At 39.1% G+C, this 19,011-nt stretch carries 15 protein-coding genes; 6 read left to right on the top strand and 9 right to left on the bottom strand.

Annotated elements, in window-relative coordinates; all coding sequences use genetic code 11:
• Positions 1–211: 211 nt before the first annotated feature.
• From MTP24_RS01700 to pmbA, 3 genes are all read right to left on the bottom strand, one after another.
• A complete protein-coding gene (locus tag MTP24_RS01700) occupies positions 212–2,287 on the bottom strand; it encodes a M13 family metallopeptidase (RefSeq protein WP_243532484.1) in 2,076 nt (691 codons plus the stop codon).
• 242 nt (positions 2,288–2,529) lie between these two features.
• Complete coding sequence (locus MTP24_RS01695; RefSeq protein WP_243532482.1) at positions 2,530–3,009, bottom strand: DUF721 domain-containing protein; 480 nt, start codon at positions 3,007–3,009, stop codon at positions 2,530–2,532.
• A gap of 91 nt (positions 3,010–3,100) precedes the next feature.
• Positions 3,101–4,450, bottom strand: a complete 1,350-nt coding sequence (gene pmbA / locus MTP24_RS01690) for a metalloprotease PmbA (protein ID WP_243532480.1) — start codon at positions 4,448–4,450, stop codon at positions 3,101–3,103.
• Positions 4,451–4,594: 144 nt separating this feature from the next.
• On the opposite strand from pmbA, the gene yjgA reads away from it, so the two are divergent.
• Both yjgA and hemN read left to right on the top strand, forming a co-directional pair.
• Positions 4,595–5,128: a ribosome biogenesis factor YjgA gene (gene yjgA, locus MTP24_RS01685; RefSeq protein WP_006793069.1), complete on the top strand. Its 534-nt coding sequence runs from the start codon at positions 4,595–4,597 to the stop codon at positions 5,126–5,128.
• A 114-nt stretch (positions 5,129–5,242) separates the two neighbouring features.
• Entirely contained in the window at positions 5,243–6,616 is a 1,374-nt protein-coding gene (hemN, locus tag MTP24_RS01680) for an oxygen-independent coproporphyrinogen III oxidase (protein WP_243532478.1), read from the top strand.
• Between the two features lie 73 nt (positions 6,617–6,689).
• On the opposite strand, the gene MTP24_RS01675 is transcribed toward hemN, so the two are convergent.
• From MTP24_RS01675 to MTP24_RS01665, 3 genes are all read right to left on the bottom strand, one after another.
• The gene (locus MTP24_RS01675; RefSeq protein ID WP_058428231.1) at positions 6,690–7,205 is read right to left on the bottom strand and encodes a DUF2489 domain-containing protein; all 516 of its coding nucleotides are present in this window, start codon (positions 7,203–7,205) and stop codon (positions 6,690–6,692) included.
• Between the two features lie 13 nt (positions 7,206–7,218).
• Complete coding sequence (yihI, locus tag MTP24_RS01670; protein WP_008133239.1) at positions 7,219–7,812, bottom strand: Der GTPase-activating protein YihI; 594 nt, start codon at positions 7,810–7,812, stop codon at positions 7,219–7,221.
• Between the two features lie 740 nt (positions 7,813–8,552).
• Complete coding sequence (locus MTP24_RS01665) at positions 8,553–9,185, bottom strand: c-type cytochrome (RefSeq protein WP_006793065.1); 633 nt, start codon at positions 9,183–9,185, stop codon at positions 8,553–8,555.
• A 280-nt stretch (positions 9,186–9,465) separates the two neighbouring features.
• Between MTP24_RS01665 and yihA the strand changes: the two genes are divergently transcribed.
• Positions 9,466–10,143 carry a ribosome biogenesis GTP-binding protein YihA/YsxC gene (gene yihA / locus MTP24_RS01660; RefSeq protein ID WP_243532476.1) on the top strand — a complete coding sequence of 226 codons (678 nt, stop codon included), beginning with the start codon at positions 9,466–9,468 and terminating at the stop codon, positions 10,141–10,143.
• Here yihA and MTP24_RS01655 read toward each other — a convergent pair.
• The 3 genes from MTP24_RS01655 to polA form a co-directional block, all read right to left on the bottom strand.
• On the bottom strand, positions 10,140–10,658 hold the full coding sequence (locus MTP24_RS01655; protein WP_243532473.1) for a DUF1285 domain-containing protein: 519 nt from the start codon (positions 10,656–10,658) through the stop codon (positions 10,140–10,142). The two genes, yihA and MTP24_RS01655, sit on opposite strands and share 4 nt — an antisense overlap.
• Positions 10,655–11,242, bottom strand: a complete 588-nt coding sequence (locus tag MTP24_RS01650; RefSeq protein WP_243532471.1) for a YceI family protein — start codon at positions 11,240–11,242, stop codon at positions 10,655–10,657. The genes MTP24_RS01655 and MTP24_RS01650 overlap by 4 nt, the downstream gene beginning before the upstream one ends.
• 517 nt (positions 11,243–11,759) lie before the next feature.
• Entirely contained in the window at positions 11,760–14,495 is a 2,736-nt protein-coding gene (gene polA / locus MTP24_RS01645) for a DNA polymerase I (RefSeq protein WP_243532469.1), read from the bottom strand.
• Between the two features lie 523 nt (positions 14,496–15,018).
• Between polA and elbB the strand changes: the two genes are divergently transcribed.
• The 3 genes from elbB (at position 15,019) to MTP24_RS01630 (ending at position 19,004) form a co-directional block, all read left to right on the top strand.
• Complete coding sequence (gene elbB / locus MTP24_RS01640) at positions 15,019–15,666, top strand: isoprenoid biosynthesis glyoxalase ElbB (RefSeq protein WP_243532466.1); 648 nt, start codon at positions 15,019–15,021, stop codon at positions 15,664–15,666.
• Between the two features lie 216 nt (positions 15,667–15,882).
• The gene (locus tag MTP24_RS01635) at positions 15,883–16,278 is read left to right on the top strand and encodes a cytochrome c5 family protein (RefSeq protein ID WP_006793059.1); all 396 of its coding nucleotides are present in this window, start codon (positions 15,883–15,885) and stop codon (positions 16,276–16,278) included.
• Positions 16,279–16,439: 161 nt separating this feature from the next.
• On the top strand, positions 16,440–19,004 hold the full coding sequence (locus tag MTP24_RS01630; RefSeq protein WP_243532464.1) for a diguanylate cyclase: 2,565 nt from the start codon (positions 16,440–16,442) through the stop codon (positions 19,002–19,004).
• Positions 19,005–19,011: the final 7 nt, after the last annotated feature.

Genomic DNA, 19,011 nt, shown 5'->3' with positions numbered 1-19,011 from the left:
TTACTGGCTTTTTTATTCACTGGTTTTTAGTTAACTAATACCAATCTGCTTAATTAAGTGATCTATTTTGAGGATGGATAAACGTGTTGATAGCTAGGCAAAAAATTCGTTATTTAGTTATTCTAAATGAGAATTTTTTAACGCAGATAACGACACTTTTAGCCCCTAAAAATAATCAAGTATTATTGCGGATTGGTATAACATTATCTGATTACCAAATTTTTACGCGATCTTCTGGTTTGATATACATTTTGTCGCCTTCTTTTACATCAAACGCTTCGTAAAACTCTGGCATATTAGACAAAATACCAATTACACGATAATGGCTTGGTGAATGCGAGTCGGTCATTAAACGGTTACGTAATTCTTCATCGCGGTAGTTACGACGCCAAATTTGCGACCACCCCATAAAGAAGCGTTGATCGCCTGTGTAACCATCAATAACTGGCGCTTTATTATCACCTAATGATAGCTGATATGCCTTATACGCGACTGTTAACCCACCTAGGTCACCAATATTTTCGCCAAGCGTAAGCTCACCATTTACATTCGCATCGTCAAACGGTTTGTACTTGTTAAATTGCTCAACTAACGCACCTGAACGCTCTTCAAACTGTTTAAGGTCGCTTTCAGTCCACCAGTTACGTAAATTACCATCGCCGTCGTATTTAGAGCCTTGGTCGTCAAAACCATGGCCTAGCTCGTGTCCAATTACCGCGCCAATAGCACCGTAGTTTACCGCATCATCCGCTTCTAAATTAAAGAATGGCGGTTGTAAAATAGCAGCAGGGAATACAATTTCGTTGTTTACCGGATTGTAGTAGGCATTCACTGTTTGCGGTGTCATGTACCACTCTGAACGGTCAACAGGTTTGCCTAATTTGGCAATCATGTCTTTATACGCCCATTGGCTGTAACGAATGTAGTTACCTACCAGCTCGTCTGAATTAATTTCAAGCTCAGAGTAATCCTTCCACTTATCTGGGTAGCCAATTTTAGGAATAAATTTGTCTAGTTTTTCCTGTGCTGCAATTTTTGTTTCAGGTCCCATCCAATCAAGACCTTCAATTGCAACGCTGTAACCTTTAATTACGTTATCAACTAGCTCTTCCATACGTGCTTTAGCTTCAGGCGGAAAATTGTCTTTAACGTACACTTTACCTAAAATTTCACCTAACACACTGTTAGACGCATCTACGGCTTTTTTCCAAAGTGGTGCTTGCTCTTCTACACCACGTAAAGTGGTGCTGTAAAAGTTAAATTTAAGGTCAACCAAATCATCATTTAATAGTTGCGCATAGCCACTCACAAAATGAAACTTAAGGTAGTTTTTCCAGGTTGCTAAGTCGGTGTTTTGATAAATACCACCCAGCGCTTCTAAAAAGCTTGGTTGGCGCACAATAATATCAGCGGTGTTTACACCTGCCTCTTTAAAAAACGTCGATAAATCAAGCTCTCCAGCAAGCTTATCTGCCTCTGCTAGGGTCATTTTATTGTATGACTTAGTTGCATCACGGCTTTGTACACGGCTCCACTGCGCATCAGCAATGGTTTTTTCAAAGGCAAGTACGCTTGCTGCTGCTTGTGCGGCCTCTTTGACACCCGCTTTAGCTAATACATCAGTTATGTATTGCTCGTAAGAGGCGCGAATTTTAGTAAACTTCTCATCGTCTTTTAAGTAGTAATCGCGATCAGGTAAACCCAAACCAGATTGAGATAAATACAAAGCATATTCGCTTGAATTTTTAGCATCGTTATTGATAAACCAACCAAACGGTAGAGTGCCGCCTTGCTGTTGAATAGACGCCATAAGGCTAATTAGATCAGACTTAGATTTTACACCATCAATACTATCTAGCGACGGTTGCAGCGGTGTAACACCAAGCTCATTACGGGCGTTTTTATTCATATAGCTTTTATAAAACGCGCCAATTTTGTACTCGTCGCTGCCTTTTTCAGCCGACTTATTGGCCGCTGCGTTTTCAAGCGCCGTTTTCATCGCTTTTTGCGACTCATCATATAATTGCGAAAAAGAACCATAGTTAGACTTGTCACCTGGAATTTCGGTTGTTGCTAACCAAGTGCCATTTACATGGTAGTAAAAGTCATCCTGCGGGCGAACTGAGCTGTCCATATTAGCCAATTCAATACCTAGCTCTAACGGTTTTTCTGCCGGTGCTGTTGCTGCTTGAGTGTCGGCTACTTGGGTTTCTTGTTGTTTTTCGCCACAACCTACTAAGCCAAGCGCAAGTGCAATACTTGCAGCGGCCATTGTTACTTTATTCATAATTAATCCATTTGTTAGTCAATTTTATAAATTGCTCATACCAACTCCATTAAGCTCTTTAACAAGATAGCAGTCAGCTTTTACTTAATGGAATGGGCATCAACTTACACTAATTATTGAGTGCAATGACGCTATAATAAACCTGATTTTGAGAACATTGAAATAGATTATGTAACAAAGTATTTTGAATGAGATAAACGTTCTAAATTGCCCTATCAATAACTTAATAAAACAGCCGGCAATTAACTCTTATTTTTACCGTGTAAGGCCAAACGTTGTAACTTCTCTTTTAATGAAGGTGGTGCTGAGTCGGCAATCGCATTTAAATAATCGGCTGTTTGTTCACTCATTTTACGTGAATTTGTGACGGCGGCTGATGCGGATTTGTTGGCTGTACTTAATCGCTGAGTTGCCTGTGGATTAGCTGTAATTTTAATTTGCCCTAGTTCGGCCATACCTTTCGCCCTAAAGTGCGAAAGCATATCCATTTTTAAATAATTAAGCCGAAGCGCTATCGGGGCCGATACCGCTTCAATCATTAAAGTGCCATCGCGATAATTACTTACGCGGCACTTATCCCCTAATTTAGGGCCTAAAAAACCTTTAAGTAAAGTTTGCTGAGTATCAAGAGCTTGGCTTTTACCAGCGTAAGCCGACAGACGGTTGTTTAGGCCCGCCATAATATCGGTGAGTGGTTTTGGTGCGTATCTATCTTTAGCCATTAAATATCTCAACTCGTACTTATTTACACACTTAAATTTAGCACCATCAGAGTAAACTAAAGTGTGTCCATAATTAAGCATAAATCAGGTATTAAGCACCCGCTATTTGCATTTGCTCGATTAGAACAGAGCCAGTTTGAATGCCGCCTCTGCGCTCAATATCACCACCGATAGCAGAAATACCTTTAAACATATCTTTTAAATTACCGGCAATCGTAATTTCACTTACTGGATATTGAATCTCTCCATTTTCAACCCAAAAACCACCAGCACCTCGAGAGTAATCACCTGTTACTGTGTTTACGCCTTGCCCCATAAGCTCGGTAACTAACAAGCCGGTACCCATTGTTTTTAACAATGCTTTTAAATCATTATGCGTTTGTTCTACTAACCAGTTGTGAATACCGCCGGCATGACCTGTAGGGGTCATATTCATTTTACGCGCGGCGTAACTTGCTAATAAGTAAGTTTGTAACTCACCACCTTGAATTATTTCACGATCAACCGTTTTAACACCTTCGCTATCAAACGGTGATGAAGCTAATCCTTTTAAAATATGCGGGCGTTCAGCAATATTTACACAATGACTAAATACTTGCGTACCTAAACTGTCGAGTAAAAAGCTCGACTTACGATAAAGTGCGCCACCGCCAATTGCCGAAACCAAGTGACCAAACAATGAGTTTGCAATATCAGCCCTAAATACAACCGGGACTTTCATTGTTCCTAATTTTTGGCTGTTTAATTTAGCCAATGTTTCTGATGCGGCTTCAAGCCCAACCGCGGCTGCATCAGTCAGACCTGCTTGATCGCGGGCAACCGTGTATGCTGAGTCGCGTTGCATTTGTTCACCATCTTTACCAATTACCATGGTGCTGATGCTATGACGAGTGCGAGGAAAGCCAGCCATTAAACCATGGCTATTCCCATAAACACGAAGCCCTTGATGCGATGAAAAACTCGCGCCATCAGAATTTACAATACGTTCATCAGCATTTAATGCCGCTTGCTCAGCTGTATGGCAAAGCTCAATACCTTGCTCTGGGCTTACATCCCAAGGGTGGTATAAATCGAGATCTTGTGGATTAAACTCAAGTAGCTCTTTATCGGCGACCCCATTGAAAGGATCGTCTGATGTGAACTTTGCAATATCAATGGCTTTCTCTACCACTGTGCGCAACGTTTTAGGGTTTAAATCAGCCGTTGAGGCAGAGCCTTTATTATTGCCAACATAAACACTAATACCCAGGCCACCATCTTGGTTAAACTCAATGGTTTCTACTTCACCCATTCGTGTACTCACCGATAAACCCGACGTGCTAGACATTGCAGCTTCAGCTGCTGTAGCACCTAATTTTTTAGCATGTTCGAGTACTTCTGCTACCGCATCTTTAACCTGCGATATTTGAGAATAAATTGGATCGTTTTGTTGGCTTTTCATAAATTAAGTCCTGAGCCTTAGAGGCATAATGCATGCATTTCTTATAGTTAAATGCTAACACACTCACTGCACCACATCAGCTAATATTAATCACTAAAAGAATGGCGTATAATGTCGCCAGTTATTTTTATTTAAGAGCACCCCATGGCGAAGAAAAAAGGCAAGCCTGCTGAAATTGAAGAAGAAATTGAATACGTATCAAGAACAGAGCTTAAGCGCGAAGCACAAGAATTTCATCAGTTAGGTTCTGAAATTGCCAAAATGGGTAAAAAGCAGCGTGAGCGCCTACCATTAAATGACGATTTAAAAGAAGCGATGGTTGTTGCTGATAAAATTAGTAACAAAAGTGATGCATATCGTCGTCATTTAAATTACATTGCAAAAACGCTTCGCACAGTAGAAAACATTGAAGATATTAAAGCTATTATCGATGTAATGCTTAATAAAAATAACCAGGCTGAAGTATTGGTTAAAAAAATAGAGCAACTGCGCTCAGACTTAATAGAACAAGGTGATAGTCTTATAAACGAGACTATTGAGCAGTTCCCATCGCTTGATCGTCAAAAAATGCGTCAATTAGTGCGTAATGCAGCAAAAGAGGTCAAAGCCGAAAAGCCAGGTAAAGGCTATAAAGAGCTTTTTCAGTATTTAAAAGATGCGCATACCGTCACGTACTAACGCGTAATACGTTGCGATAAAAAGGTGCTTCGGCACCTTTTTTGTTATAGATCAACATATCTCCTTAGTTACTTTTTTATAATCACGGCTCTAGTTAAAACTTAGGTGCGCGTGATGATAAAACTTCCTCAATGGGACCAAGCTCTCATTAATAAATACAATGTGTCTGGTCCGCGGTATACATCCTACCCTACCGCATTATCTTTGAATGAGGGATACGATAAACACGATTTAATAAGCGCTGTAGAATCATCTCAATCTCGTTCGCTTTCTCTATATGTTCATATTCCATTTTGCAGTCAGCTTTGCTACTACTGTGGTTGTAATAAAATAATCACTCGCCACCAATCTAAAGCCGATACATATATAGACTTTTTAGCAAAAGAAATTGCCGCACAAGCACCTTTGTTTAAGCACTACAGCGTTGAGCAACTGCATTTAGGTGGAGGCACTCCTACCTTTTTAACCCCTCAACAAATGAAACGCTTAATTACCCTGCTCGAACAGCACTTTAATTTTACCAGCACAACAGAGCGCGGTATTGAAGTTGACCCACGATCGCTTGCTGAAAATATGTTGGTTGATTTAAGAATGCTTGGTTTTAACCGAGTGTCGTTTGGGATTCAAGACTTTAATGACGACGTGCAACTTGCAGTTAATCGCCCTCAACATGCCGATACCGTTAAGCGGTTAATTACTCAGGCACGTGAATTGGGCTTCAAATCAATTAACGCCGATATGATTTACGGGCTTCCACTGCAAACCCCCGAAAGCTTTAAACAAACAATAGAGCAACTCATTGAGCTTAGCCCCGATCGTGTTTCGGTATTTAACTACGCTCACTTACCAGAGCGATTTGCCGCACAACGCAAAATAAAAGAGCACGACTTACCAAACGCTCACGACAAGTTAACCATGTTTAAAAATACCTTAGAGCAGATGACAAAAGCAGGGTATCAGTTTATTGGTATGGATCACTTCGCGAAAGCAGACAACGAGCTGGCTATCGCACAAAATGAAGGGGAATTGCATCGAAACTTTCAAGGTTATACAACGCATGGTAATTGTGATTTATTAGGGCTGGGTGCATCGTCTATTTCACAAATTGGCACCGCTATTTTACAAAATAAAAAAGAGCTAAAGCATTACTACCATAGCATTGAAACGCAAAGCGGCTGCGCACTTAGTAAAGGTATGCATTTAACCCATGATGATGTTATTCGAGCGGATGCTATTAAGCAGCTTATTTGTCAGTTTGAACTAAACATAGACGAGTTTGCTAAAAAGTATCATATTGAATTTGATACCTACTTTGCGGAGGCTTTGGTTTCTCTTAAACCACTTATAGACGAGAACATGGTGATTATTGAAAAAAATCACGTCAGTGTCACACCCCGGGGTAACTTATTCATTCGTATAATTTGTATGTGTTTTGATGCCCACTTACAAAATAAAATCAACGCAACGCGTTTTTCTCGAGTCATTTAGCCCCATAATTAAATATTATTTGGGCACAAAAAAAGCATACCTAGGTATGCTTTTTTAATGTTATGAACGAGATTTAGTTAAAAACTACGTTTTCACTACCTGGAGCAGCTTTGAACTCAGAAATAATTTTAACGCAATCGGCCTTAATCTCATCACTGTAGCTTTCTTCTGCACGCCAACGCGCCGTGTCTTGCTTAAATATTTCTTTTTTAGAATATTTTTTTCGGGCATCGTGTGTCGGCATTTCTTTTACCACTTGGTACATCTTATAAATGCCAGGGTACTGTATGGTTAAATCTCGCTCGTCTTCAAAGCCATATTGCGACATAAGCACCCACACGCGCAAACATCCCTCTGAAAACTCACATTGTTCTTCTTTCATTGCACGCGCAATTAGATGAATACTGTCGGCAAGCTTAGCATTTCGCTTTAAACGAGATGCTGCAAGCTTTTGCTTTTGCTCTGCTTGCTTTTTAGCTATTAACTTTTTTTGTGCACTTAACTTGTACAACAACTGACCCGCATAGAATGCCAAACCAGCTATAATAATAGCGCCTAAACACAAGGCTATGATCACAGCAGTACTCATTGATTACCCTTAATTACTTATCTTCGTCTTCATCATCGTCTAGCCATTCACTGGCAAGATCGTTTGATAAATACTGGTCGAAGTCTGAATTACTCTCTTCGCCAAAGTCATCTTCATCATCAAACTCGTCTTCATCCTCAAGGCCTAATAATTTGCATAGAACCTGATGGCGAGCAATTCGACTATTAAAGTACTTAGCATCTTTACCAGTCAGCATCTCACCGCCTTCATGACGCTCAACCAACTTAAGTAAGCGTACATCATTTTCAAGCTCTTCAAGCTCTTGTTCTGGTGTAAGCTCTGGCTGAACTACTTTTTTAAGTTCAACCACTGGTTTTAAGTTACGTTTCATTTCTACTTTTGGTTCAGCAGCAACAGGCACTAAAGACACCGGCTTTTTACTACCAATACGTTTATCTCTCGAACCTGAATGCGATGTTTGGTTTTGTTCTTCAACCAAATCTGGCGCATTACGAGAACCAGGCTTAGCACCTTTAGTTTTTTTAACGCGCTGCTCTTTTAACGCACGCATTTCTTTAAGCTTATCTTGGCTTAAGCGAACAGGTCCATTTGATGGGATTTTGCGTGACTTTTTCTTTCTACTCATATCTTGATCATCTCACTTAAGAGGTTTTGAGCGAGGCGTATATTAATAGGCATCGCAATGCTGGCATAGCCAGAAGAATTCAGTTTGCGCTTTAGAGGTTGGGCTTCTCTTTAACATGACGCACTAGCATATTGCTAAACGGTGGGTATTGTAACAGGACAAATAAAAAGGCGGTAGAGAAAACATCTCTACCGCCTACTAATCTGAGCGCCATAAAATGGACACTTCTCCCTTCGACTTTTTAGTCTTTATTATTTTTATTATTATCAGTCCGTATTGTTATTATTTTTACGTTCCTTGTTTCATTCCATTTTGTTTTTATTATTAAACTTCCATGAGTTATTTTATTATTTTCGGTCATCCTGACTCTTTTGTAGTATTTCCTTTAGTAGCACAATCTTTGTGCTATGTAGTCGTGCCGCGCTACTTTCCTTATAGCTGTTTCCATTTTTTTATTGTTTTTTGCGACAACTGTTAATTTACTCGTTAATAATTTTGTTACAACTGGTTTATATCTTTTTTCTTACATTACAGCCATACATAAATAAAAGCCTATTTAAATAACAACAACTTAACAAATAAAAGACATTTAAAATAAGACTTTTACCATACATCCGCATGGTCAATGTCTCACAAAGTGAAAGACGATATCGCGAATTTCAGACACAAAAAAAGCAACCGAGGCTGCTTTTTTTTCATATTACACTGTAGTTGGTATCTAAATTTAGATAAATACGACTTTAGTGTAAACCGCCTAAGTACTTAGAAAGCACTTCAATGTCTTTATCTGTTAGCTTTTTAGCGATGTCACCCATCATACCGTTTAGGTCATTATGGCGTGTACCATTACGAAACTTTTCAAGTTGAGACTTTATGTACTCTGGATGCTGAAAAGACACTTTTGGAAACTTAGCTAACGATGAGCCGTTACCACGAGGACCATGACACGAAGCACATGAAGGAATGCCTCGCTCTGCATCACCCGCTTTATAAAGCATAGCGCCAACTTCAACGACGTCTTTAGGTGTTGAACCCTCTGACATGTTTAGTGACGAAAAGTAAGCTGCCAGATCTTTCATGTCTTGTTCGCTAAGTGGCATTGCCATTGCGCTCATTACAGGATCCATACGGCCTTCTTTCCCGCCTGATGTCATACCTAGTTTCAAATCCTGAAGTTGCTTTAGGATATAATCTGGGTGTTGGCCTGCAATTTTAGGGTAAATAGTAATCGGTGCATTACCGTCTGGGCCGTGACATGCCGCACACGTTGCTGATTTTTGTTTACCTGCGTTTACATCGCCATCAAATGCTGTTGCGTTGCTTGCTGACAACGCACCAAGCAATATTGTTAAAGATAGTGCTATTTTTTTCATGGTGAATTCTCTGTTCCCGACCCTGTATCATCTACAATCATGATGTTGCAATACATATATTCTACACGATAATAAATTCTCTGGCACGTTTTCTACACATATTAAGCTTATAATTTACAGGGTTTTGACTAAGGTGAAGCTTTAATATGCTTTAAATGTACCACAGACACTGATTTAAGGTATTTAAATACGCTTTTTAATACATCTTTTATAGTATAAAATACGCGCCCTAAGTAAATTTGGTTTACTTAACGTTATTTTTAAAGTTTTAGGAGAGCCTGTGCTCAAATCTCGTATCAAATATAATACCGCGTCTTTCGTTACAAGCGCTCCAGACATTACTAAATTACCTGCTGATACGGGAATTGAAGTTGCGTTTGCGGGTCGTTCTAATGCTGGTAAATCAAGTGCGCTAAATGCATTAACCGATCAAAAATTAGCACGTACGAGTAAAACCCCTGGGCGAACTCAGTTAATTAATACCTTTGAGTTAGCTGATGTTGATAACATGCGCCTCATAGATTTACCAGGCTACGGTTTTGCCAAAGTACCAATTGAAATGAAGAAGAAATGGCAAAAGTCATTAGGTGAATATCTTCAAAAACGCCAAAGCTTAAAAGGAATAGTTGTTTTAATGGATATTCGTCATCCATTAAAAGATTTAGACCGCGACTTAATTAATTGGGCGATTGGAAGCGAGATTCCAGTATTGGCCCTGCTAACAAAAGCTGATAAATTAAAGCAAGGTGCAAGAAAGGCACAAGTACTACAAGTTCGCCGCGAACTAAGCGAGCTGGACGGTGATATTACTGTCCATGCATTTTCATCTTTAAAAGGCACTGGATTACCAGAAGTAGCTAAAAAACTAGACGAGTGGTATTTAGGCCCCGTTATCGCGGTACCACCTGCAGAAAAAGTAGCTGACGAAAGCAGTTCAGACACAAACACTGCAAGCTAACTTAAGTAAAACACCTCACCTGCAGATTGAATAAAATAGCCGAGCTCATCAGACTCGGCTTTTTCTGCCCACTGATAAAACACACTTCTTGCTATACGTGCACTACAACCAAAAGGTAATATTAAATAAGGTACTTTAGCGCCCTTATAATTTTTTACCCGTAAGGGCTGTTGCTGGCAAACAATCCACTGCCTGGCTAAATTATCAATACAACACAAAGCCTCGCCTTCATTAGTTTGCTTTAAAAACCAATCAACAATAATAAACGGCGCATCTTCTACTGTAATCGTTACTTTTTCGATAGGTGTTTTTAAATAAAAATGTGCACCCTCTTTGCACAATACAGAAGCAAACAATTTGACCATAGGTAGTCTTGTTATTTTACTACCATCGTAAAACCATTCCCCTTGGTCGTTAATAACGATTGGCAACTCACCACAACGAGAGGGTTGCCAACTATCAAAGGGCTTACTCGGCTCACTTAACTGTTTACTGAGCTCATTAAGCGAAATCACTGTTTATTAAGCGTTAATGCAAATGAAACTGGGATAGCCGTTGCAATCGAAGGCAAACCAGCAAGCTCTTGTAACTGTTTAACTCCCTCTGTCACACCAAAGTCGCCACTATTTATGATGACTGGCGAAAATGAAGCAAGCGTCAAATCACCACTTTTATTGCTATTTACCAGCACATCAATTGAAAGTGATTTTTTGTTACCATGAAAATCAAGCTCTGCGCTAATACCTTTTAATACGTAACTACCCGGTTTTTTAATTATTACTAACGACTGCTTCAAATTAGCTGTTAGCACGGCTTTTGGAAATGTATTTACTTCAAACAAAAGGCTTGTAAGCCTTTGATTACGAATAGGTATATACGTTTCTACTGATGCTAAATCTATATAAACATTAAACTCACCTTTATCGTTAAGCTTACCTTCGATTGCAGTGAAGTGATGGGCTTCAGCAATCGTGTCTTTCTTTATAGAAACAAAACTTACCTGGCTTTTATCGTTGTCTAGCAGCCAATTAGCAAAGGTAAAATTAGACATAAATAAACTTGATAACGAAAGGCCTGTAATAGCTAACGCTTTAAACATAACGCACTCCTTTAAACACATAGATGAAGGTAAAACCTCATTGAATACTATCATTTAGAAATAACATAAACCATACTAAAATATGAGATTGTAATATCGCAACTAATACTCGCTATAATTACGGGATTTAAACGTAAAGATGATCACAATAGAAGTAATAATTAGGTCGAGAATACTGAAAAGTGCGGAATAAAAAACGGCCTAATAAAAGGTTATTAGGCCGATATAGCAAACTGGGGAGTCGCTAACAATTTGTTGCATCTTTACAGACGCATCATCAACAGGATGTCCTACATAGTAGGACGGGCGGGACTTTAACAAAAGCGCGCATAAAAATACAATCATATTCTGCATTAATAGTTAGAATTGACGAACATGTAACCATTTGGCATAAATAATTACCTATTTTAACCAATTATTAACTAAATTCTGTTTATATAAAATATACCGTTAAGGTACTACTATTTTTAATACACATAAAAAAAGCGCCTATTGGCGCTTTTATTATTTATAAAGTTTAGTGGGCTTGTTCCCAGTTTTCACCTTCGTCAGCCTCTACTATTAGCGGTACATCGAGTGAAGCAGCTTGTGACATTAACTCGCAAATTTGTTTTGTGTAAGCCTCTGCACAATCAGTTTTAATCTCAAATACTAATTCATCGTGCACTTGCATAAGCAGCTTCACGGTATTTGGAGCTTGTTCGTAAACCCACTGATTAACACTTAACATAGCCTTTTTAATTATATCAGCAGCAGTGCCTTGCATGGGCGCATTTATAGCAGCACGCTCCGCGCCCTTACGACGAGCTCCGTTACGGGCATTTATTTCAGGTAAATGCAATCTGCGTCCAAATATTGTTTCAACATAACCATTTTCTGCTGCTTTTTCGCGTGTTGTTTCCATGTACTCTAATACGCCTGGAAAACGTTCAAAATATTTATCAATATAATGTTGAGCTTCATGGCGTGGTACATCTAACTGGCGGGCTAAACCAAAAGCCGACATACCATAAATAAGACCAAAGTTTACGGCTTTTGCTTTTCGGCGCATGTCTGTTGTTACGTCATCTAAATCAACACCAAACACCTCTGCTGCGGTCGCACTATGAACATCTAAACCGTTTGCAAAAGCATTAAGCAAACCTTTATCTTGTGAAAGATGCGCCATTATGCGTAATTCAATTTGGCTGTAATCGGCTGCCACTATTTTATAACCATCGGCAGCAATGAAGGCCTCTCGAATACGACGACCCTCTTCTGAGCGAATAGGAATATTTTGCAGATTAGGATCAGTAGAACTTAAACGCCCTGTCGCTGTTACAGCTTGATGATATGACGTATGTACACGCTGTGTTTTTTCATTAACCATAAGCGGTAGTTTATCGGTATATGTTGATTTAAGTTTTGATAAACCACGGTGTTCAATAATAACCTTAGGTAACGGGTAATCATGAGCGAGTTCTTGAAGTACTTCTTCTGCGGTTGAAGGTGCACCTTTAGGCGTTTTTTTAATTATTGGCAGCTCTAGCTTTTCAAACAATAATACTTGTAACTGTTTTGGTGAACTTAAATTAAAAGGTTCACCTGCAATTTCAAACGCCTCTTTTTCAAGTTCAATTAAGCGCTCACCTAAACGTTGGCTATGCGCGCCAAGCATGTTGCTATCAATCGCAACCCCTGTGCGCTCAATATCTGAAATGACGCTTACCAATGGCATTTCAATATCTTCAAATACCGATTTAAGCTTTTCATCTGCCTCAATTTTAGGCCACAGTACTTCGTGTAAGCGAAGTGTTATGTCCGCGTCTTCTGCTGCATAAGGCGCTGCTTTGTCGAGTTCAACTTGATTAAACGTCAGCTGCTTTTTACCCTTGCCTGCAATATCTTCAAAGCTAATATTTTTATGACCTAAATACTTTAATGCCAACGAATCCATATCGTGACGCGTACCTACGCTGTTAAATACATATGACTCAAGCATAGTATCAAATTTAATACCATTGAGTTCATAGCCTGCATTAGCTAATACGCTTTTGTCGTATTTAAGATTCTGCCCTACTTTCGCTTTATTAGCGTCAGCTAAAATTGGCCCAAGCTTTTGCATCACAAATTCAAGGCTTAGTTGATCTGGTGCATCGGGGTAATCGTGCGCAACAGGTAAATATGCAGCTTCTCCTGCTTTAACGCTAAAACTCATGCCTACTAATTGCGCTTGCATATAATCGAGGCTAGTTGTTTCTGTATCAAAAGCAAAAAGATCAGCGCCATTAAGTTGTTCTATTAACGTATCAAACTGCGCCTCTGTTAAAATAGTCTCGTAGTGAGCCTCTTCAACTTTTGGTAATTCTGTTTCTTGCGATGGAACTGCTAAGTGAGTTTGTGCATCACTTGGGTTATCTAGTAGCTCAGCTAACCAACGACGAAACTCGCATTCACCATATAATGCAATTAATTCGTCTTTATTTGGCTCCTGCAGTTTAAACGTATCAAGATCTGACTCAACCTCAACGTCACACTTAATGGTCGCCAACTCATAGCTTAAAGGTAAATGATCTAATGCATTTGCTAATTTTTCACCAATTTTACCTTTAATTTCGCCTGCGTTATCCATTACACCTTGCAGAGATCCATATTTTTGTAACCATTTTACAGCTGTTTTAGGACCACAGCCTTCTACGCCAGGAATGTTATCAACCTTATCGCCCATCAGTGCTAGGTAATCAATTATAAGATCTGGGCCCACACCAAACTTTTCAACAACTGTGTCAGGATCTGAAATACTGTCGGTCATCGTATTAATGAGTGTCACATGCTCATTCACAAGCTGGGCCATATCTTTATCGCCGGTCGAAACCAGTACATGGCGTTTTTGCTCAGAGGCAATTCGCGCAAAGGTTCCAATGACATCGTCTGCTTCAACCCCTTCAATACTAATAAGCGGAAACCCCATTGCTTTAATAATACTGTGGATAGGTGCTATTTGGGTGCGTAAGTCGTCAGGCATAGGTGGGCGATTAGCTTTGTATTCGCTGTACATGTCGTTACGGAATGTTTTACCTTTGGCGTCAAATACAACCACCATATGCGAGGGATCATACTGTCTGATCAAGCTTTTCAGCATATTAATAACGCCATAAATAGCGCCCGTAGCCTCACCCTTAGAATTAGTTAGATGTGGAGGAGAATGATAAGCACGAAATAAATACGACGAACCATCAACTAAAATAAGTGGATTTTCGGGGATCTGAGCCATGGTGAATTTGGATCCTAAATGCTAAAAATTATGATAATTGTAAGCATGCCATAAGGGTTAAAATAAAACGACTATCAATTGATATTCGGTATTTTATTAAAATAAGAGCAAGCTGTGGATAAGTATGTAGATAACAGGCACAAATAATTCTTCCAAGGCCTATTTAAACGCCTAGAAAAATGATTAACTATATGTTTTAATTTAAAAAAGATAATACGAAGTTCTTTTTTTATTATTTTTAAACCAATGTGGAAAAAGTTTTTGTATGGCTACTAGTGCCATCATCTACTTTGGTTATTCGTGTCCAATTAAATAACCGGAGGAGTATTCTAGCATAATGGATCGAAGATCATAGCGATCCTTTATACTTTTTTTTATTGGTGCTAATTGTGAAATGGCATATGCCGCATTGCAACTTACTTAGCGGATAATTTTCACACAAAAATTAATTTAAATAGGCAATTTCGTCCGTGTTAAACTTCAAACTATAGACTGAATAAATTAAATCAAGGAGCACAAAAGCATGAAAAAAGTAGCCGTGTTATTAGCTGGAAATGGTGTATACGATGGTGCCGAAATTAATGAAGCCATTTTGACTCTTTTACACATAGCTAAAAATGGTGCAACCTACCAGTGTTTTGCACCAGACATAGAGCAACTTCACACTATTAATCATCTAACGGGTGAGGAAATGAGTGAAAAGCGTAATGTATTAGTAGAAGCTGCACGTATTGCCCGAGGTGATATAAAAGCGCTTAACCACCTTAATAGCGATCAATTTGACGCATTAATAGTTCCTGGTGGTTTTGGTGCTGCGAAAAACTTATGTGACTTTGCGGTCAAAGGCGCACAAGCGAGCATTAACAACGACGTATTAAACGCCTGTAAAAAATTCGCTAATGCCAATAAACCAGCCGGCTATATGTGTATCGCGCCTGCGTTAACTCCATTTATTTACGACGATGCAAAAATCACTATTGGCAACGATAAAGACACAGCAGCCGCACTCACTAAGCTTGGCGCAACACACTTAAATTGTGACGTTGATGACGTTGTAATTGATCAACACAATAAAATTGTGACTACACCTGCTTACATGCTAGCGCAATCGATTGTTGAAGCAGATGCGGGGATCGAAAAACTTGTTAAATCCGTATTAGCATTAAATTGATTGTAACAAAGGTTATTTATTAGATGACCAGGTATATTGGCTAAATAAATACGCCAAGGCACTTATTTTTGTTGAGCTAACGCAAAAAGTAGTCAGTTTTTAGTAATAAAAATACCTCTTAGCATTTTATAAATTGCCTCAGAGAGTTATAATCGGCGTAATTTCCGTCATCTATATCGTGATTGATCACGTTCAAATCGAAGTGAGCAAGGCAAAATGAAAAAATTAACAGCATTAGCATTATTAGTGTTAGCAACTACAGCATACGCACAGCCATATGATAACTCTATGACTGAAGATGCAATTAAAAAGCGTTTAGCACCTGTTGGTGCTGTGTACCTTGAGGGTGATAAAGCTGCAGTAGCTGCCGCGCCAACAGGGCCTCGCTCTGGTGAGCAAGTTTACCAGGCTGCGTGCTTTGCATGTCATGGTACAGGCGCATTAGGTGCACCTAAATCTGCAGACGATTGGGCACCGCGTATTGCCAAAGGCAAAGATACGCTACTTGAGCATGCAATTAACGGCTTTAATGCAATGCCAGCTAGAGGCACATGCATGGATTGTTCTGACGATGAAATAAGCGCAGCAATCGACTTCATGACAGCAGAATAACGCTCAGTTATACATAAAAAAAGGCTTAACTTGTTAAGCCTTTTTTTATGCCCGAAATACCGCGTTAACCATTATTTTTATTAGAATATCAGCTTGACGCTAAGCACTAAAAGTGAAAGTATAAGTCTAATAACTATACAATAATAATATCGGTTACATCATTGGAAGATAAACTCCCTTCATCGCGTAGATTAGCGTATCAAAATAAACGCCTCAAAACCCTACTCGAAAAGTACAAGCAATCACACCATTTGCAAAATGCGCTTATCCAACTTTCTGAGCGCGCGAGTACGGTTGCGGAGTTAACACTACTTTATCCCGCTATACACGATATTTTACAAAAGTATGTTCCCAGTAAAAGCTTTTATGTTGTTTTACAAAACCAGCAGTGCCAAACATTAGAGCTTTCTTATTTTTCAGATGAAAAAGATGGCATTGCAGTACCACTAAACCACTCTAATAGTTTTGATGAAGGTGCTACCGGTTATGTATTTAAAGAAGGTAAAACCACATACTTTACAAAACAACAAATGCAAGAGGCAGCCGCTAACGGCTTATTCAAAGCGCTAGGCACACCCGCCGAACATTGGGTAGGTGTACCTGTGTACCAAGAAAAAAATATTATTGGTGTGTTAGCCGCTCAAAGCTATGACGTAAATCAAAGTTATAACTCCCAGCAAATACAACTTCTTGAAGTGATGTCGCTGTATTTAGCGACGGCGATAGAACGTGTAAAAAAACGTGAGTATTTAGAGTCAGAAGTAAAAATTCGCACTCGAGCACTGACTCAAAGTAACGATGCACTTAATCTTGAAGTAGCTAACCGTAAACGCGCGCTGCAACGTCAACAAATTTTATTTAAAGTATCTGAAATCGCCACTCAAGCTAAAAATATTGATGATGCTTACGTTAAAATACATGGCATAATAAAAACAATTACCTACGCAGAAAATCTTTATATTGCACTCTATGACAAAGACTCAGGTTGGATATCATTCCCTTACTGTGTTGATGAATATAAGGAAAATACTCAGCCCCGTCAGTTTGCCAAAGGCTACAGCGAATTAGTAATAAGCACCGAAGAAACGCAGCTTATTAACCCAGAAAAAGCACAAGCATTATTAAATAGTGGCGTGGTACAACGTTCAGCCCCCGTTCCTAACAAACAAAAAGCGACGAGCTGGCTAGGTGCACCTTTAAAAACATCACAGGGTGTTATTGGCCTTATTGTGTGCCAAGCATACAACAATAAACATATTTTTAGTCAAGACGATAACGAATTAATTACGTTTGTATCGCACCAAATAGCGGCTGTTTTACAAACTAAGCTAGCAAATCAGGCTATAGCTAAAAGTCACCAAGAGCTTGAATTTAGAGTAAACGAAAAAACAAAAGAACTGCAACAAACTAATTTGCATTTGCAAATGCAAATTGAAGAACGAAAAAAAATAGAGCAACAGCTTTATCACGACGCCCATCACGATTCGTTAACAAGCTTGCCAAACCGCAGTTTATTTTTAACCCAATTAGAAAAAACACTTCAACATTTTCAGCGTTTTCCAGAGCGTCAATTTGCCGTTCTGTTTATTGATTTAGATAAGTTTAAAGATATTAACGACCAACTAGGTCACCAAGCTGGCGATCAGTTCTTAATTAATGTGAGTGAGCTTTTTTCACAATGCATTCGTGAGCACGATTTATTAGCCCGTTTGGGGGGAGATGAATTCGTTATTTTACTAACGCATTTAACCGAACCACAACAGGCCGAAGATGTAGCTAATCGTATTATCGATTTAATGAAAAAGCCTTTTAATATTAAAGGTACTTTGCTGCAAAGCGGCGCTAGCATTGGGATAAACTACTCAAAACAAAGCTATAAGCATACCGACGAAATTATTCGTGATGCTGATGCCGCGATGTATCATGCAAAGAATTCTGGAAAAAATCGTTACGAGCTGTTTCATCCGTTACTCACTCAATCAATAGCTGATGTAGGGCAAAAAGCACTGCATCATCTTGATGTTATGCCAATGAGCTTTAGAAGCTCAGAAATTATTACACTAAACGAGCAACAGCAATCTGAATCGCTATTTGAAGCGTTCGGTGAGCACCCTATTTTAGGGTTTACCAGTTTTGAGGTTTTGAAAAAATTTGCTACCGACAAAGAGCAACACTTAAAAGTAGAGTTGCAACTTCTAGAGTGTGCTTACACGCAGGCCATAAATGCAAATGTGGCAATGGCATTAGTACCATGCTCTTGCTTATTACTTGAAAAACACGAATTTACTTTATTTGTTGATGTGTTAAATAAACAACGTGGCCCAAGCCAACTTTGTTTACTTTTTGATGAGCAAGAAATTCGCCATGCATGTGCTACTCAGCTAGAAAATCTTAAGCAATTATCTTTGTTAGGCTACTCAATTGGCTTAAATAATTTTGCTAAAGACAGATGTGAACTTAACCTATTAACCGATGTAAATTTTGACTATCTATTGCTTAGCTCCACCTTTAGCAAGCGAATATTGCAACAAGATAGTTACGACCTGCAACTACAAGGTGTGCTTCCTATCACTAAGCTCAAAAAAATGAAGGTCATTGCAAAAGGACCCTCTATTCTTAATTTTAGAGCCTTATTGGAGAAACATGGCTTGTCATATTTTGTTGGCAAACAGCATACACTAACGTGCTCTAAGCCAAATCAAGGACACCTCAGCCAGTCTATTTAAGCCTGAG

It is taken from the genome of Pseudoalteromonas sp. APM04, assembly GCF_022809815.1.
Lineage (GTDB): Bacteria > Pseudomonadota > Gammaproteobacteria > Enterobacterales > Alteromonadaceae > Pseudoalteromonas > Pseudoalteromonas marina.
Note: the sequence above shows the minus strand (reverse complement) of the source record. Positions and strands in the feature narration are given on the sequence as shown.

Excerpts from the sequence above, each read along its gene's own strand:
- MTP24_RS01700 (WP_243532484.1), bottom strand. The coding sequence starts at position 2,287 with ATGAATAAAGTAACAATGGCCGCTGCAAGTATTGCACTTGCGCTTGGC.
- MTP24_RS01675 (WP_058428231.1), bottom strand. The coding sequence starts at position 7,205 with ATGAGTACTGCTGTGATCATAGCCTTGTGTTTAGGCGCTATTATTATA.
- hemN (WP_243532478.1), top strand. The coding sequence starts at position 5,243 with ATGATAAAACTTCCTCAATGGGACCAAGCTCTCATTAATAAATACAAT.
- MTP24_RS01650 (WP_243532471.1), bottom strand. The coding sequence starts at position 11,242 with ATGTTTAAAGCGTTAGCTATTACAGGCCTTTCGTTATCAAGTTTATTT.
- yjgA (WP_006793069.1), top strand. The coding sequence starts at position 4,595 with ATGGCGAAGAAAAAAGGCAAGCCTGCTGAAATTGAAGAAGAAATTGAA.
- yihI (WP_008133239.1), bottom strand. The coding sequence starts at position 7,812 with ATGAGTAGAAAGAAAAAGTCACGCAAAATCCCATCAAATGGACCTGTT.
- pmbA (WP_243532480.1), bottom strand. The coding sequence starts at position 4,450 with ATGAAAAGCCAACAAAACGATCCAATTTATTCTCAAATATCGCAGGTT.
- MTP24_RS01665 (WP_006793065.1), bottom strand. The coding sequence starts at position 9,185 with ATGAAAAAAATAGCACTATCTTTAACAATATTGCTTGGTGCGTTGTCA.
- polA (WP_243532469.1), bottom strand. The coding sequence starts at position 14,495 with ATGGCTCAGATCCCCGAAAATCCACTTATTTTAGTTGATGGTTCGTCG.
- elbB (WP_243532466.1), top strand. The coding sequence starts at position 15,019 with ATGAAAAAAGTAGCCGTGTTATTAGCTGGAAATGGTGTATACGATGGT.
- MTP24_RS01695 (WP_243532482.1), bottom strand. The coding sequence starts at position 3,009 with ATGGCTAAAGATAGATACGCACCAAAACCACTCACCGATATTATGGCG.
- MTP24_RS01635 (WP_006793059.1), top strand. The coding sequence starts at position 15,883 with ATGAAAAAATTAACAGCATTAGCATTATTAGTGTTAGCAACTACAGCA.